At 64.6% G+C, this 15,325-nt stretch carries 15 protein-coding genes, 1 tRNA gene and 1 pseudogene; 3 read left to right on the top strand and 14 right to left on the bottom strand.

Going from position 1 to position 15,325, the window contains the following annotated elements:
* Positions 1-126: 126 nt before the first annotated feature.
* The gene (glnA, locus tag HTZ84_RS00500) at positions 127-1,479 is read right to left on the bottom strand and encodes a type I glutamate--ammonia ligase (RefSeq protein ID WP_174678879.1); all 1,353 of its coding nucleotides are present in this window, start codon (positions 1,477-1,479) and stop codon (positions 127-129) included.
* 126 nt (positions 1,480-1,605) lie between these two features.
* Between glnA and lrp the strand changes: the two genes are divergently transcribed.
* Complete coding sequence (gene lrp, locus HTZ84_RS00495; RefSeq protein WP_174678878.1) at positions 1,606-2,067, top strand: HTH-type transcriptional regulator Lrp; 462 nt, start codon at positions 1,606-1,608, stop codon at positions 2,065-2,067.
* A gap of 244 nt (positions 2,068-2,311) precedes the next feature.
* On the opposite strand, the pseudogene HTZ84_RS00490 reads toward lrp, so the two are convergent.
* The 3 genes and pseudogenes from HTZ84_RS00490 to thsB form a co-directional block, all read right to left on the bottom strand.
* Positions 2,312-2,620 (bottom strand): annotated as a pseudogene (locus HTZ84_RS00490) (ABC transporter ATP-binding protein); the annotation flags it as partial.
* Between the two features lie 91 nt (positions 2,621-2,711).
* Positions 2,712-2,852, bottom strand: coding sequence for a hypothetical protein (locus tag HTZ84_RS00485; protein ID WP_008894056.1), 141 nt, complete (start codon positions 2,850-2,852; stop codon positions 2,712-2,714).
* 456 nt (positions 2,853-3,308) lie between these two features.
* Positions 3,309-4,979, bottom strand: a complete 1,671-nt coding sequence (thsB, locus tag HTZ84_RS00480) for a thermosome subunit beta (protein WP_174678877.1) — start codon at positions 4,977-4,979, stop codon at positions 3,309-3,311.
* A gap of 408 nt (positions 4,980-5,387) precedes the next feature.
* Here thsB and HTZ84_RS00475 point away from each other — a divergent pair, with 408 nt between their 5' ends.
* Complete coding sequence (locus HTZ84_RS00475; RefSeq protein WP_174678876.1) at positions 5,388-6,317, top strand: NAD-dependent epimerase/dehydratase family protein; 930 nt, start codon at positions 5,388-5,390, stop codon at positions 6,315-6,317.
* 75 nt (positions 6,318-6,392) lie between these two features.
* A complete protein-coding gene (locus HTZ84_RS00470; RefSeq protein WP_174678875.1) occupies positions 6,393-7,433 on the top strand; it encodes a pentapeptide repeat-containing protein in 1,041 nt (346 codons plus the stop codon).
* Between the two features lie 44 nt (positions 7,434-7,477).
* Here the strand turns inward: HTZ84_RS00470 and HTZ84_RS00465 are convergent, their stop codons facing one another.
* The 10 genes from HTZ84_RS00465 to HTZ84_RS00420 all read right to left on the bottom strand — a co-directional run bounded on the left by HTZ84_RS00465 (position 7,478) and on the right by HTZ84_RS00420 (position 15,247).
* The gene (locus HTZ84_RS00465; RefSeq protein WP_174678874.1) at positions 7,478-8,200 is read right to left on the bottom strand and encodes an SOS response-associated peptidase; all 723 of its coding nucleotides are present in this window, start codon (positions 8,198-8,200) and stop codon (positions 7,478-7,480) included.
* A 514-nt stretch (positions 8,201-8,714) separates the two neighbouring features.
* Positions 8,715-9,872 carry an RNA-guided endonuclease InsQ/TnpB family protein gene (locus tag HTZ84_RS00460; protein WP_254611794.1) on the bottom strand — a complete coding sequence of 386 codons (1,158 nt, stop codon included), beginning with the start codon at positions 9,870-9,872 and terminating at the stop codon, positions 8,715-8,717.
* A gap of 215 nt (positions 9,873-10,087) precedes the next feature.
* Positions 10,088-10,168: transfer RNA gene (locus HTZ84_RS00455), tRNA-Ser, on the bottom strand.
* A 27-nt stretch (positions 10,169-10,195) separates the two neighbouring features.
* Complete coding sequence (locus HTZ84_RS00450) at positions 10,196-10,480, bottom strand: hypothetical protein (protein WP_174678872.1); 285 nt, start codon at positions 10,478-10,480, stop codon at positions 10,196-10,198.
* Positions 10,480-10,860 (bottom strand): Rid family detoxifying hydrolase, encoded by a 381-nt coding sequence (locus tag HTZ84_RS00445; RefSeq protein WP_174678871.1) that lies wholly within the window; start codon positions 10,858-10,860, stop codon positions 10,480-10,482. The genes HTZ84_RS00450 and HTZ84_RS00445 overlap by 1 nt, the downstream gene beginning before the upstream one ends.
* A 113-nt stretch (positions 10,861-10,973) precedes the next feature.
* A complete protein-coding gene (locus tag HTZ84_RS00440; RefSeq protein WP_174678870.1) occupies positions 10,974-11,189 on the bottom strand; it encodes a hypothetical protein in 216 nt (71 codons plus the stop codon).
* A 90-nt stretch (positions 11,190-11,279) separates the two neighbouring features.
* Positions 11,280-12,491, bottom strand: a complete 1,212-nt coding sequence (ilvA, locus tag HTZ84_RS00435) for a threonine ammonia-lyase (RefSeq protein ID WP_174678869.1) — start codon at positions 12,489-12,491, stop codon at positions 11,280-11,282.
* Positions 12,492-12,743: 252 nt separating this feature from the next.
* The gene (locus HTZ84_RS00430) at positions 12,744-13,151 is read right to left on the bottom strand and encodes a gamma-glutamylcyclotransferase (RefSeq protein WP_174678868.1); all 408 of its coding nucleotides are present in this window, start codon (positions 13,149-13,151) and stop codon (positions 12,744-12,746) included.
* Positions 13,152-13,274: 123 nt separating this feature from the next.
* Positions 13,275-14,423: a citrate synthase gene (citZ, locus tag HTZ84_RS00425; protein WP_174678867.1), complete on the bottom strand. Its 1,149-nt coding sequence runs from the start codon at positions 14,421-14,423 to the stop codon at positions 13,275-13,277.
* 170 nt (positions 14,424-14,593) lie between these two features.
* Positions 14,594-15,247 (bottom strand): helix-turn-helix domain-containing protein, encoded by a 654-nt coding sequence (locus tag HTZ84_RS00420; protein WP_174678866.1) that lies wholly within the window; start codon positions 15,245-15,247, stop codon positions 14,594-14,596.
* Between the last annotated feature and the right edge of the window lie 78 nt (positions 15,248-15,325).

Genomic DNA, 15,325 nt, shown 5'->3' with positions numbered 1-15,325 from the left:
GCGGTCGCGATACGACCCGCTCCGCGAGCCCGCGGCTCGAGCGCGGGAGCAAGTTACGGACCGAAACAAAACGACGAGAGCGAGAGAGAGAACGGTAGCGAGTCTGCGCCGACCGCTCGAGCGACCTCAGAACGTCTCGAGGTAGCGGTCGAGTTCCCACTGGGAGACGTCGACGAGGTACTCCTCGAACTCCTGGCTCTTGGCTTCGACGAACTTCGGCGCGACGTGCTCGCCCAGCGCGCTGTAGATGGCCTCGTCCTCCTCGAGGGCCTGGACGGCCTCGCCGAGGTTCGACGGGAGCGTCTCGATGCCGTACTCCTCGCGCTTCTGTTCGTCGAACTCGTAGATGTTCTCCCGGACCGGGTCGGGACACTCGAGATCCTTCTCGATGCCGTCGAGACCCGCGTGGATCATGACGGCGAAGGCGAGGTACGGATTACACGAGGGGTCCGGCGAGCGCAGTTCGACGCGCGAGGCCGCCGGCGTGCGGGCCGCGGGCTTGCGGATCAGCGCCGAGCGGTTGCGGTCCGACCAGGCGACGTAGACCGGCGCCTCGTAGCCCGGCACCAGGCGCTTGTAGCTGTTGACCGTCGGGTTCGCGACCGCCGTGATCGCCGGCGCGTGCTCTAAGATACCCGCGAGGAACGAGTGGGCCTCGTCGCTGAGGTTGAACTCGTCGTCCTCGTCGTGGAACGCGTTCTCGCCGTCCTCGAACAGCGAGAAGTGCGTGTGCATCCCCGAGCCGTTGATCTTCGGGATCGGCTTGGGCATGAACGTCGCGTGGAGGTCGTGCTGGGCCGCGATGGCGCGGACGACGGTGCGGAACGTGGCGACGTTGTCCGCGGTCGCGAGCGCGTCGTCGTACTCGAAGTTGATCTCGTGTTGCCCTTCGGCGACCTCGTGGTGGCTGGCCTCGATCTCGAAGCCCATGTCCTCGAGACCGTAGATGATGTCTCGGCGAACGTCGCTCGCGAGGTCTTTCGGCGCGAGATCGAAGTAGCCGCCGGCGTCGTTAGTCTTGGTCGTCGCGCGGCCCTCCTCGTCTTCCTCGAACAGGAAGAACTCCGGTTCGGGCGCGGCGTTGACCTCGTAGCCGAGGTCCTCGGCGCGCTCGAGCGCGTTCTTGAGGACGCGGCGCGGGTCGCCCTCGAAGGGCTCGCCCGTCGAGGTGTTGTAGACGTCACAGATCATCCGGGCCGCGGCACTGCCCTCCTTCTGGCGCCACGGGAGGATCGCGAAGGTGTCGGGGTCGGGGACCAGGCGCATGTCCGACTCCTGAATGCGGACGAAGCCTTCGATCGAGGAGCCGTCGAAGTAGATACCCTCGCTGAAGGCCTTCTCGGCCTGGCGAGCGGGAACGGAGACGTTCTTTACCGTCCCGAGAATGTCAGTAAACTGAAGACGGAGGAAATCGACGTCTTTCTCCTCGATCTCGTCTAATACCGCCTGTTCGGCCTCGGTGATGTTTCCGCTTGTCATATTTCTCGTCGTCCTACCCAAGTAACTCTGCTACTAAAACCCTACTGCTCTAAGCAAATCTTCTCTCCCACCGACGGAACTGACTGTTCGTAAAGTTCTAATGGGACTAGCGAGTGGGTGTGCGTGATGACGTACGAAAATCTCGATGCAAAACTAGTGAATGAACTTCTGGGTAACGGGCGGGCGAGCCTCCGCAGCCTCGGCGAGGAACTCGACGTTTCGGTGACGACAGTTTCGAACCATCTCTCCGATCTCGAGGACGAGGGCGTGATCGAAGGCTACACGCCGCGGGTCGATTACGACGCGGTCGGGTACGACGTCACGGCCGTCGTTCAGCTGCAGGTCGAGGGGAACGCGCTTCCCGACGTCACCGACGCGCTCCGGGATCACCCGCAGATGACCTCGGTCTACGAGGTGACCGGCGACTACGACGTTATCGCCGTCGGCAAGTTCACCGACACCGACGGCATGAACGACGAGATCAAGGAACTGCTGTCCAACCCGGATATCAAGGCCTCAAACACGAGCGTCGTTCTCAACGCGGTCAGCGAGAACGAGCAGTTCGAACTCGAAATCGACGAGAGCTAATTCGAACGGAAGCGAGCGACTCGGACAATTCTCCGTCGGTCAGCAGCCCGTACCCGAAGGTCCTGCCGTCGGCGCCGCACTCGCAGCGTTTGCGACCGAGCCGACCCGGTCAGTCGTCCCCGTCAATCAGTGCTTCGGCGGCCGTTTCGCGATCCCCGGCCTGGGCCGCCCACAGCATCGCGTACCGACCGTTCGCCGCCAGGAGCTCCTCGTGATCACCGCGTTCGACGATTTCGCCGTCCTCGACGACGAGGAACGAGCCCGCGATGGCGGCGATCGAGAACCAGAACTGGGCCATCTGCGTGGTCGGCAGCCAGGCGTTGGGCACGATCGACAACTCGAACGCACCGTCGCCGGTGAAGATCGCGTCGATAGCAGTACCCAGCAACAGCGGCGGGACGAGACTCGCCATCCGGGCGACGAAGTTGGCGAGCATCCCCGCGGTGAACCAGCCCAACCGATCGGGCGCGTATTCCTGAGAGAGTCGCCACAGCGGTCGCTCGACGTGCTCGCGGTAGGCGTCGAACGGCGTCTCGTCCTCGGTGGTACTCACTGGCGAGGAGATTTCGGTTCGAAACGGAAAGCGGCCATTATTTCGGCAACGGATGGCATCGACCGCCGGATCGGTACCGGTTGCGTCGCGGCTACCGGTAGTACAGCAACACCAGTCCGACGGCGAGGAGCATGAGCCCCCACCACAGCGAGTCGCCGGGGAGCGCCTTCAGGACGAGCGTGACGATACCGGAGGTAAACAGCGACCAGCCGAAGGTCGTTTGCGACGACATAGTCGCCGTACAAGCCCCATGACAAAAGGTCGCCGGCTTGCCACGAAACGGGATCGGAAAGCAGTCCTGCCGGTCGAGAGCGCTCGAACTCGAGAGAAAAAACCGCTCACCGCGAGCGGATTGCGGCCCGTTGATCCACCCCTAGCCGAGCATCGGCGAGTGAGCGGAGCGCGGCGCCACGCGCCGCGGAAAGGCGAACGGGCGCTTTGCGTCCGTGAGCGGTTCGGAGAACCCGAACGATGCCGTTCACCGAGCGCGGCACGTGGTGCCGCGCTCGGGCCGACGAGCGACCAACGGGAGCGAGGAGTGCTTTTGATCGACCTTTTACCGAACGTCGGCGAGACGTGCGCCAGCTATGCTGGCGCCGGATCGCCAGAGTGTGGTTCGAAAGGCGCGAAGCGCTTTCGTCATCACGAGAGAGCGAAGCTCTCTCGAACGACAGCGTAAAAGGTCGGTTTACATCATGCCGCCCATGCCGCCGCCCATGCCGCCCATGCCGCCGGCACCGCCGGGCGCGCCGCCCTCTTCGTCGCCGCCCTTGTCGGTCGACAGGTCGCCGGCGGAGATGATGTCGTCGATTTTGAGGACCAGGTTCGCGGCCTCGGCAGCGGAGGTGACGGCCTGCTCCTTGGCGTGGGCCGGTTCGACGACGCCGGCCTCGAAGGTGTCCTCGACGTCGCCGGTGAAGACGTTCAGACCGGCTTCGACGTCGCCGTCGTCGTGGGCCGCACGCAGGTCGACGAGCGTGTCGATGGAGTCGAGGCCGGCGTTCTCGGCGAGCACGCGCGGGACGAGCTCGAGCGAGTCGGCGAAGGCCTCGACGGCCAGCTGTTCGCGGCCGGAGACGGAGTCGGCGTAGTCGCGCAGGCGCGAGGCGAGTTCGACCTCGATGGCGCCGCCGCCGGCGAGGACGCGGCCGTCGGAGACGGTCTGGGCGACGACGTCGAGCGCGTCGTTGACGCCGCGCTCGAGTTCGTCGACGACGTGGTCGGTCGAGCCGCGCAGCAGGAGCGTGACGCCGTGGGCGTCCTCGCCCTCGACGTAGAACAGCTCGTCGGCGTCGTCGCGGGTGACGTCGCCGAAGCCGAGGTCGTCCTCGGTCGCGCTCTCGAGGTCGGAGACGACGTTCGCGCCGACGACTTCCGAGAGGAACTCGAGGTCGGACTTCTTGGCGCGGCGGACGGCGAGGATGCCCTCCTTAGCGAGGTAGTGCTGGGCGAGGTCGTCGATGCCCTTCTGGCAGAAGACGACGTCGGCGCCGAGGTCGGCGATCGTGTCGACCTTCTCGCGGAGCTGTTTCTCCTCGCGGTCGAGGAACTTCTGGAGCTGGTCGGGGTCGGTGACGGAGACCTCGGTGTCGACGTCGGTCTCTTCGACCTCGATAGCCTCGTTGAGCAGCAGGATGTCGGCGTCGGTGGCCTCGGTGGGCATGTTGTCGTGGACGGGGTCCTTGTCCACGATGCCGCCCTCGAGCAGGTCGGACTCGCCGGCGCTACGGCCGGTCTGGGTCTCGATGTTGAGGAACTCGAGGTCGACGACGTTGTTGCCCTCGTCGTCCTCGACGGTGACCTGCTTGACCGCGTCGATGATGAGCTGCGAGAGGTGCTCCTTGTTGACCTCGGTGCCCTTGCCGGTCATCGAGGTTTCGGCGACCGAGCGCAGGAGCTCCTCGTCGTCGGTGTCGACGTCCTGAGCGATGTCGTCGATCTCCTCGCGGGCCTGCTCGGAGGCCATGTGGAAGCCCTTGATGATCGCCGTCGGGTGGATCTCCTGCTCGAGGAGGTCCTCGGCGTTCTTGAGGAGTTCGCCGGCGATCGCGACGGCCGTCGTGGTGCCGTCGCCAGCCTCGTCCTCCTGGGTCTCGGCGACTTCGATGATCATCTCGGCCGTCGGGTTGTCGATGTCCATCTCCTGGAGGATGGTGACGCCGTCGTTCGTGATGGTGACCGAGCCCATCGAGTCGACGAGCATCTTGTCCATCCCTTTCGGACCGAGTGTGGAACGGACGGCCTCGGCGACCGCACGGGCCGCGCTGATGTTGTAATCCTGCGCGTCCTTGTCCTTGACGCGCTGGGAATCCTCGCTCATTACGATCATCGGCTGACCCTGCTGCATTCGCTGGCTCATAGTCAGCCGAATCATTGATTGTGATTCTACATAAACGTTACGCTATTCAACGCTCGTGACGATCGTCAGCAAACGAATTGAGCGGGGCAAAACCACCGTAGTGCGCGGTGTTCGGCGGCTATCCTCGTGAGGAGTTAACATTCCAAGAGGCGACTCACGAGGTGGGTGCATCCGCCATATTTAAGTAAATTCGATTTGCGCGACGGGGTGGTCCGTTCCGGAAGGGCCGATGGGGCGCCAACGTATCGAGCGAGCGGCGACGCACTGGCGACTCGACGCCGGACGAACCATCACCGATACGACACGGCTCGAATCCGACCACGGGGGACTCGAGGGATCGATGGCGGAAGGACTCGAGTCATCGACGGCGAGGATAACAGTTATCCCGATGTCAGTGAATCGTCCAGTATGGAGCTCTCGAACGGACGGGTTCTCGTCACGGGCGGCGCCGGATTCATCGGATCGCATCTGACCGAACGACTGCTGGCCGACGGCGTCGACGTCACGATCGTCGACGATCTGTCGAACGGCGACGCCGCTCGCGTTCCCGAGGACGCGACGTTCGTCGACGCGGACCTGACGGAGCCCGGCGTTCTCGACGGTCGCCTCGACGACGTCGATCTCGTCTTCCACCTCGCGGCGTCGAAGCACGTCGACACCGACCGCCCGCACGGCCAGTTCGACGACAACACGCGGATGACCCGCAACATCCTCGAGTCGATGGCCGACGCCGGCGTCGCGGAGATCGCCTACACCTCCTCCTCGACGGTCTACGGCGAGGCACCGCGGCCGACGCCCGAGGACTACGCTCCCCTCGAGCCGATCAGCGCCTACGGGGCGAGCAAACTCGCGGACGAAGGACTGCTCTCCGCGCGGGCCCACAGCCACGACCTGACCGTCTGGAACTTCCGCTTCGCGAACGTCGTCGGGCCGCGCCTGCGCGGGGCCGTCATCCCCGATTTCATCGAAAAGCTGCAGGACGATCCCGAGACGCTGACGATCCTGGGCGACGGGCGACAGGAGAAGTCCTACCTCGACGTCGAGGACTGCCTCGACGCGATGCTCCACGTCGTCGAACACGCCGACGACGCGATGAACACCTACAACCTCGGGACGCGGACGACGACCTCGGTCGACCGGATCGCCGCCATCGTCGCCGACGAGATGGACCTCGAGCCCGAGTTCGAGTACACCGGCGGCGAGCGCGGCTGGACCGGCGACGTACCGAAGATGCGCCTCTCGATCGAGAAGCTCTCGGCGCTGGGCTGGGAGCCGACGCGCTCGAGCGACGAGGCCGTCCGGCGGGCGACCCGGGAGATTCTCGCGGAACTGAACTGAACGCCGCACCGCGCGGCTCGCGTCGGTACGTATTCAGGCACCACTATTAGGGGGCAGCTAGCTGCTAAGACGGCTATGACTGCCCAGCGGTGCGGACACGTCACGAGTAGTAGCGGGGTCGACGAGGCCGGCGCGGTCTGTTGCTGGCGGCCCACGTGGGACGATACCGATCGGTGTCTCTGGCACACCGAACGTACCGTTCCGGCGGAGGAATACGAGCGAAACCCGCCGGAGCCGGGGGAACGGCTCGACGGGGCGAATCTCGAGGGGACGATGTTGAGCGGGACGTCGTTCCTCGCGGGACGGTCGCTCGTCGCCGCGGACTTCACCGACGCGGTCCTCGACGGCGCCGACCTCTCGGAGGCGGATCTCCGCCGCGCCAGGTTTCAAGACGTCGACGCACACGGCGCGTCGTTCCGAGGCGCGAACCTCCACGACGCCGTGTTCACCTTCGCCGACCTCCGGGGCGCGGACTTTCGAGAGGCGAGACTGTACCGCGCGGGGCTGACCGACGTCCGACTCAACCTCGAGACGGCGTTCGGCGAGCGGTCGGTGTACGAGGACGAACTGGGACGGGCGTCGAACGAAGACCTCCTGGAACTGTCCGAATCCGCACAGTGGCTCTACCGCGAGCTACAACGCCTCTACGGGGAAAACGCGCTTTCGGAGCAGGCACAGACCTACTACCTTCGCGAGATGGATCTCCGGCGCCGCCTGGCCTGGCGGGGCCGAAACTACTTGCAGGCGATCACGCTCGCGGGGTCGCGGTGGGTCATGCGCTACGGGACGAGTCCGTGGCGCGTCGTCGCGACCTCGCTGCTCCTGATCGTCGTCTGTGCGGGGCTGTTCCCACTGACCGGCGGCATCCGCGAGGTCGGAACCGACACGGCGATCACCTACGAGATCGACGATCCGGCGGACACCCCCGGTCCCGTCCTCGTTCGAACGTTTCTCAAGAGCCTCTACTTCAGCGTCATCACCTTCGCCACGCTCGGCTACGGCGACATCCAGCCGGTCGGCGGATGGGCCCGTGCCGTCGCCAGCATCGAGACCCTGCTCGGATCGCTGCTGATGGCGCTGTTGGTCTTCGTCCTCACGCGGAGCGTCCACTACTGAACGCGCAGGGAGAACGAGCGGGAGAACGCCAGCGGTTCGGAGGGTCAACCGGTCTCGAGCGGTTCGACCAGCGACGGCTCGTCGACCGACGGATCGTTGACCGCCCGCGAGACCGGGTACGCGCGCATTTCGTCGGACGGGTGTGGCTCGAGGAGGTCGCCGGGGTCGTCGGCCGTCAGCCACTCCCGTTCGGCTCCCGGCTCGAGGATCACCGCCATCCGGTGGTGGAGATCCGCGACGAGGTCGTTGGGCTCGGTCGTCACGATGGTGAAGGTCTCGAGCGGGCCGTCGGAACCGTCGTCTTCGCTCTCCTCGAGCCCGCCGCCGAACGCCTCGAGGCCGGCCTGGGTCGTCTCCGCCTCGGGCTCCCAGCGTTCCCACAGCCCCGCCAGCGCGAACACGCGGTCGTCCTCGAAGCTGACTCTGTAGGGCCGTTTTCCCTCCTCGGTCTCGACCCACTCGTAGAAGCCGTCGGCCGGGACGATGCAGCGACGGCGCTCGTAGGCCTCGCGGAACGCCGGCTTCTCGTCGATCGTCTCCGCCCGCGCGTTGATGAGCCCGCCGCTGTCGTCTTCGGCCCACGACGGCACCAGTCCCCACTCGAGTCGCCGGAACGTCTCCGGGTCGTCGTTCGCGATCACCGGCAGGCGCTGGCCCGGCGCCATGTTGTACCGCGGTTCGAACCCGTCACCGCCGTCCGCGAACCGGGCGTCGAACCGCTCCTCGAGTACCCCCCGCTCGACCATCAGCGTGTAGCGACCGCACATACCTCGACCGTCGGACCGTCGGGATAAATCGTTGTTCGTCGCCGGTCGAGAATGTCGATCCCGAATACTGGACTGTAGACGGGTCCCGGGCCAGTTTTCGGGGCTCGAGACGGCCGCTCGAGTCGCGACCCGCGAGGAGTACCGGACCGCTCGCGGGGCGGTATGGGCCTCATACTATCGACGAACCGGCCGGTAAGGGCCCCGTTACGATATCCGATCCCGGCGCAGGTCACGACGGGGTCACGATGACGGATCCATACGAAATGGTGGTGTGTCAAAGCGGCAATCTCGAACTCCGCGATCCGGACGACCCCGACTGCTGGATTGCGACCGACTCGCCGGCGACAGTGACGCGGTAACCCGTTTCGCCTCCACGATACCGGTACCGCTCATCATTTTTCGACGATGCAATTGTACTGACCACCTGGTAGTATACTTCACAGAACGCCAAGACTGGGATGCCGACTGCCCCGTTCGGGGCTTGTCAGTGAACGCGACCGGACCGAGACCAACGTCAGTCGGCCGGGATAAACCCGCGATTCGGCTGGACGGTTCCTGACTTTAGGGCGAGTCGACTGTCGCCCGTCCGCCGAGACGACTGTTGGCCCCGACGGACGTATCGCCATCCGATGTTTTTCGCACCGACGTAATCGGCATTCGCCGTTGCGCCGCAATTCTCGCATTCGAACGTAGCCTGTCGTACGCGGTTTTCCGCACTGGTATGTCCGCATTCCGGACACCGCTGACTCGTGTACTCCGGGGAGACGAATGCAACCTGAATCCCTTCGGATTCGGCCTTGTACTCGAGCAGATCGACGAGTTTCCGGTGGGCCCACTGGTGAAATTCTTTGGCAGGTGGTGCCCGTTCACGGATATGCGTCAGGTTCTCGACGGCGATAACGGTACAGTCGTAATCGATCGCCTCCCTAAGGATATTGTTGACAATCTCGTGGAGCGTCTGTCGAACGCACCGGTGTTCCCGTCCGCTTAGTCGCTGAATGGTTTGATGTGCTGACCGCGTCCCGGTTCGTTGGAGCCCGCTTCGGATACGGTCGAACTCGCGATGACGATGTCGCAGTTCCCGTCCCGAGGCGAAGTACGCGGTGCTGGTAGTCGCGATGTTGACGATTCCGAGATCAACGCCGAGAACTGTCCTGTCCTCGTCGCCGGGTTTCGTTTCATCGCGCGACTCGGGTTTCGGTTTGCGAAAGCCGAGATGGAGATACCAGTCGCCATTGCGTTTCGAGAGCGTCGACTCGGTCAACTCCCACCTTTCGTCATCCAGATACTGGCGCTGATAACCGGTTTCGTCGTCAGGAAGCGCGAGATCACACCGGATTCGAGCACCGGTACCTGCCGTCGCCAACGACACGGAATCGTCGTCGAACAACGTCATCGTCCGCGCGTCGTAGGTCAGCGTATCGCTGGTGAACATCGGCCGAGACGTATCGTAGTCCTCGTCGAGGCCCTCAATCTCTTCGACGCCCGCGAGTGCGGCCGCGGCCTGGTGGATCGCGAGAATTGCGTGTTGACTCCCGAGACGGGTTCGGTCCCGTACGTCGTCGTATGCAAGACTCTGGAGACGCGTTTTCCGCGTCTCACCGACGTTCCATCCGATGTAACTCGCGATGTTACAAGCGGTCTTCCACTCACTGAGTGTCTGCTCGAGCATCTCCTGTTGCTCGTCGGAAAGGATCGGCCGGGTGATTGCGGTCCGTCTCAGGTAGCCTTCGCCTGCCACATATCATAATCACCTCCATACAGGTATTAAATTTGTTATTTCCATAGTTGACTCGAAGAGAGTTATTGAATGGTTCCAATGGTAATAGAGAAAATAGTCACCACTTGGGCATAATTGTCTAGTGCAATTGTCGGAATGTCAAGAAGCGCCAGGACAGGGATTTGAACCCTGAATCCCAAAGGGAACACGCTTTCCAGGCGTGCGCCTTACCGTTCGGCCATCCTGGCTCGTCTCCACCTAACCGCGTCCGTCGTTTAACTCTTACTTTTGCCGTCGCCGCCGTGTGCCTCGGTTTCACTCCCCGCACGGCGCGCCGCCCAGACGGCCACGCGGTGCTCGAGGCAGTAGGCCGTTCCCGCGGTGACCGCGCCGACGAGGACGGCGATGACGACCGCCCGACCGAACGTCACGAGCGGGTCGACGACCAGCGCGTAGCCCTGCACGAGCGCCAGGAACGCCATCCAGCCGACGGCGCCCCACAGGAGCGCCGAGACGATCCGGGGACGGGACCGGACGATCGAGGGCAGCGCCGGAGCCATTACTCGAGGGAGGCGACGGCTTCGATTTCGACGCCGACGCCCTTGGGGAGGGCGGCGACCTCGACCGCGCTGCGGGCGGGCGGCTGGTCGTCGAAGTAGTTAGCGTAGGTCTCGTTCATCGCGTCGAAGTCGTCGATGTCGTCGAGGTAGACGGTGACCTTGAGGACGTCGGCGGCGGACGCGCCCGCTTCGTCGAGGACGGCGTCGAGGTTGTAGAGGGCCTGTTCGGTCTGGGCCGCGATGGGTTCGTCGTCGAGCAGTTCGCCGTCGGCCGTCAGCGGGATCTGGCCGGCGGTAAAGAGCAGCGAATCGTTGCTGGTCGCCTGGCTGTAGGCGCCGACCGCGGCGGGCGCGTCGTCGGTTTCGATGATCCGTTTCATGGTCGACGACTCGAGCCGAGGCGGCTTAAAAGCGGCCGAAGTGCGGTCGAGCGCTCGGCGGCCGCAGTGACCGACACGAGCGCAGTACGAGCGTCGAGCGCGTCGAATCGCGGTCAGGAATCCGGCTCGAGAGCCTGGACGCTCACCGAGATGAAGTAGACGAACATGAACAGGAAGAAGCCGACGGTGAGCGGAACGAGCCGGTGATCGATAACGGCGAGGTCCAGGAGCGCCGAGAGCGCGATCCCGAGCACGTAGACTAGCATAACGAAGACGCCGATCGCGTAGTAGAACCGGAGATCGGATTCGAAGTATTCCTGAATACCCATATCGCGTTATTGCCGACTGGTGGGAAAAGCGTAGTGAACTGACCGGACGCGATTCGTAGTTCGAGCGAACGAGCGACCGCGCCGAGCCGATCAGGCGAGCACGTCGACCTCGTAGCCGGCCCCGCGCAGGTCGGAGAGGAACGCGTCGACGTGGTCGGGGCCGCGCATCTCGAGTTCGATCTCGACTTCCGTATCGCTCATCTCGACGTCGCGGGAGGTCCGATCGTGGTGGATGGCGTAGATGTTCGCCTGGTGGGCGGTGAAGATATCGAGGAGATCCTCGAGCGCGCCCGGGCGGTCCTTCAGAACGGTGCGGATCTTCAGGTAGCGCCCGGTCTCGACGAGGCCGCGGACGATGACGTTGGTCAGCGTGTTGAGGTCGATGTTGCCGCCACAGAGCGCGGGGACGATGACTTCGCCCTCGTCGTAGTCGAACTTCTCGAAGAGGACCGCGGCGAGGGGCACCGCGCCCGCGCCCTCGACGACCGTCTTCGAGCGCTCGAGGAGGTAGACCAGGGCGACGGCGATCTCGGGGTCGGAGACGGTGACGACCTCGTCGACGTACTCCTGGATGTAGGGAAAGGTCTGCTCGCCGACGCTGCGGGTCGCGATGCCGTCGGCGATGGTGTCGACCTCGTCGATCGAGACCCGCTCGCCCTTCTCGAGCGAGGTGGCGGCGCTCGAGGCGCCCGCGGCCTGGACGCCGATGACCCGGACGTCCGGGTTCTGTTCCTTGATCGCGGTCGCGATGCCGCTGATGAGGCCGCCGCCGCCGATGGGGACGACGACGGTCTCGACGTCGGGGCAGTCCTCGACGATCTCGAGGCCGATCGTCCCCTGCCCCGCCATGACGTACTCGTCGTCGAACGCGTGGACGTAGGTTCGGCCCTCCTCGCGTTCGATCTCGTGGGCGCGCTCGGCGGCTTCGTTGTAGTCGCGACCCGACAGCACGACCTCGGCGCCGTAGTTTCTGGTCGCCTTGACCTTCGAGATCGGGGCGTGTTCGGGCATGACGATCTTCGAGTCGACGCCCGACCGCGTGGCCGCGAGCGCGACCCCCTGGGCGTGGTTGCCCGCGCTGGCGGTGACGACGCCCGCGTCCTTCTGGGCGTCCGAGAGCGTCGCGATTCGGTTGGTCGCCCCGCGGATCTTGAACGCGCCCGTCCGCTGGAAGTTCTCCAGTTTCAGGTGTACCTCGGCGCCGGTCATCGACGAATAGGTGTGGGACCGCTCGAGCGGCGTGTGTCTGGACGTTTCCCGCACCCGTTCGCGAGCCTCGAGAATATCGTCGAGTTCGAGCATACGCCCGACTATGGGGCGGGTACTGTAAGACTGTCGGGGACGACTCGCCGGACGGCCCGGCGCTCACGGCGACCCCAACAGGACAGTGTTGCCGGATCGGCAACACGACAGGGAATACAGGGAATGCACGGCGTGTGACGTGCGAGTGTAGAACGGGACGCGGTGCATATAAAGCTCATGGCTCCGGGGTAAAAGTGAAATCGCCACACAGAAGCGGGGAGACGCCCGTGTCTGACGGTTGGCAGACGACCGTCATTCGCGTCTTCTTACCACGGTAGTATCCGGCACGACGGCGGAGCGAACCGCGTCGCGAAACGGACGGTCGTCCGGCCAGCCGTCGGCGGTGTCGACGCCGAGTCGATCCGGTTGCCCGACGTAGATCCAGACGCGGCGGTCGTCCGGTCCCGAAACCGCAACCCGAACGTACAGCCCGCGATCGACGCCCTCGTAGCGATCGAGCCGCTCGAGCGCGGGCTCGTCGACCGAGAGGAGTCGGCCATCGGCGCTGCCGCCCGGAACGAGCGTCGGGTACCGTCCGTCGACGCGGTGGAGCCCCTCGAGCGTCGCCGGTCCGACGAACTCGTACTCGCCGGGACCGTCCTCGAGCAGCGACGCGACCCGTTCGGGATCGGTCAGCGTCCCGTAAACGAAGACCAGCACGCGTCGGCGTACGCGCCCGACGGTCTTGCCCGTACTGGTTGGTCTCGTGCTGCTGGGACCGGTATCGGTGTCGTCGAAACGAACTCGCGACGCCGAAAAAACTGACTCGCTCGAGCGGCCGCGTTACCGCTCGTCGACCGGGACGAACTCCTGATCCGTCGGGCCGGTGTATCGCGAGAGCGGACGGATGAGGCGGTTGTCCTCCTGGTACTCGAGGACGTGACCGACCCAACCGCCGGCGCGGCTCATCGCGAAGATGGGCGTGTACATGTCGATCGGGATGCCGAGCTGGTAGTAGACCGAGCCGGAGTAGAAGTCGACGTTCGGGGCGATCCCCTTCTCGGCCAGCCCCTTCTCCTGGGAGAGGTACTCCTCGATCGTGGTGGTGATGTCGTACCACTTCGAGTCGCCGCTCTCGGCGAGTTCCTTGCTGCGCTCTTGCAGGATCTTCGCGCGGGGGTCCTTGACGTTGTAGACGCGGTGTCCGAAGCCGGGAATGCGCCGGCCTTCGTCGGTCGCCTGCTCGACCCAGTCGAGGGGGTCGAGGTTGCTCTCGTCGATCTCCATCAGAACCTCCATGACGTCCTGATTCGCGCCGCCGTGAAGCGGTCCGGAAAGGGCACTGACACCGCCGGTCACGGCACTGTAGATGTCGGCCATCGTCGAGCCGATCACCATCGACGTAAACGTCGAGGCGTTCAGGCCGTGGTCCGCGTGCAGGATCAGCGCCTGGTCGAAGGTTTCGGCGTGGACGTCGCTCGGCTCCTCGCCGGTCAGCATGTACAGGAAGTTCGCGGCCAGCCCCAGGTCAGGGTGGGGATCGACCGGCTCCTCGCCGAGCCGGTAACGCTCGAAGGCCGCCAGCGCGGTCGGGATCTTGGCGGTGATGCGCCGCCCCTTGCGCATCGTCGCCTCGAGATCCTCGGGGTCGGCGTCGGTCTCGGGCTCGTAGGCCGAGAACATCGAAACCGCGGTTCGGAGCGCGGCCATCGGCCGTTCGTCGGCCGTCGCGAGCCGCTCCATGGCGTCGAGAACGTCGTCGTGGACCTCGCGTTCCTCGGAGAGCGCCGCGGCGAACGACTCGAGTTCGTCCGCGGTCGGGAGTTCGCCGTGCCAGAGGAGATAGAGGACTTCCTCGTAGCTCGCGCCGCGAGCGAGATCCTCGATCGAGTACCCTCGATAGATCAGTCGACCGGCGTCACCATCGATCGAGCTGAGCCCTGACTCTGCGACAAGGACTCCCTCCAGTCCTTTTTTGAGATCGTCAGCCATAGTCGATATTCCGCACCCCATTGGAAAAGTATTGTCGTTTGTTCGCCGTCACAGCCAAATGCGTGTGATGTCTCCGTTTCGTTCCGTGCGTGTGGTCAATCGAACCCGTTATAAGAAGCGCTAATTCGACGTTCGGTCACCAACCACTATATGGGACGAATTATTTTACATTATTTTTCGAGCAGTGCGTCGAGCAGCTTCGTCTGGGCGGCGGCCAGATGCTCGGTGAACGTCGATCGAGCGATCCCCAGTTCCTCTGCGACGTCCGTCGCGTTCGCGCCTTTCGGGTAGTCGAAGTAGCCCATTTCGTGGGCCGTCTCGATGATCTCGCGCTGGCGCGTCGTCAGGAGGTCGCGGTCGACGAGCACCGGATCCGACGACTCGTCGTCGTGGTCCTGCGTGAGTTCCTCGACCAGGACGCTCTCGAACCGGTCCCGAAGATCGTCGACGATGTCGGCGATCTCCGTCAGCTCGAGGGTTCGAAACGTCAACTCGAGCGCGCCGTCCTGTGCGCGGACCGAGGAGACGGGCGTCCCGGTTCCCTCGACGATTTCGCACGCGCAGCCGGCCTCGCTCTCGCGTTCGAACCGGTAGATCTCCTCGCGGTCGTTCGCCTGAATCGGCGTCAGGTCGGTCGCGGTACCGTCGTCGATCGACTCCGTCCCGGCGTCGGCGGCGATACCGAACTCTTCGACGACCGTGCCGTCGGTCGACGCCCGCGATCGCGTCACGGAGGTGATCGGCTCGTCGGTGGACGCCGACACGTCCGCGATCGGGCACTCCCCGGGGTCTTTGACGACGACTGTGGCTCGAAACCCGGTCATGGAAACGGATTACACACTGCGGGTAATAACCCGTCACCGGAATTCCCGCCGGATGAAAACACCGAAAGCCCCTGCGCC

Source organism: Haloterrigena gelatinilytica (assembly GCF_013342145.1).
GTDB classification, from domain to species: domain Archaea; phylum Halobacteriota; class Halobacteria; order Halobacteriales; family Natrialbaceae; genus Haloterrigena; species Haloterrigena gelatinilytica.
Note: the sequence above shows the minus strand (reverse complement) of the source record. Positions and strands in the feature narration are given on the sequence as shown.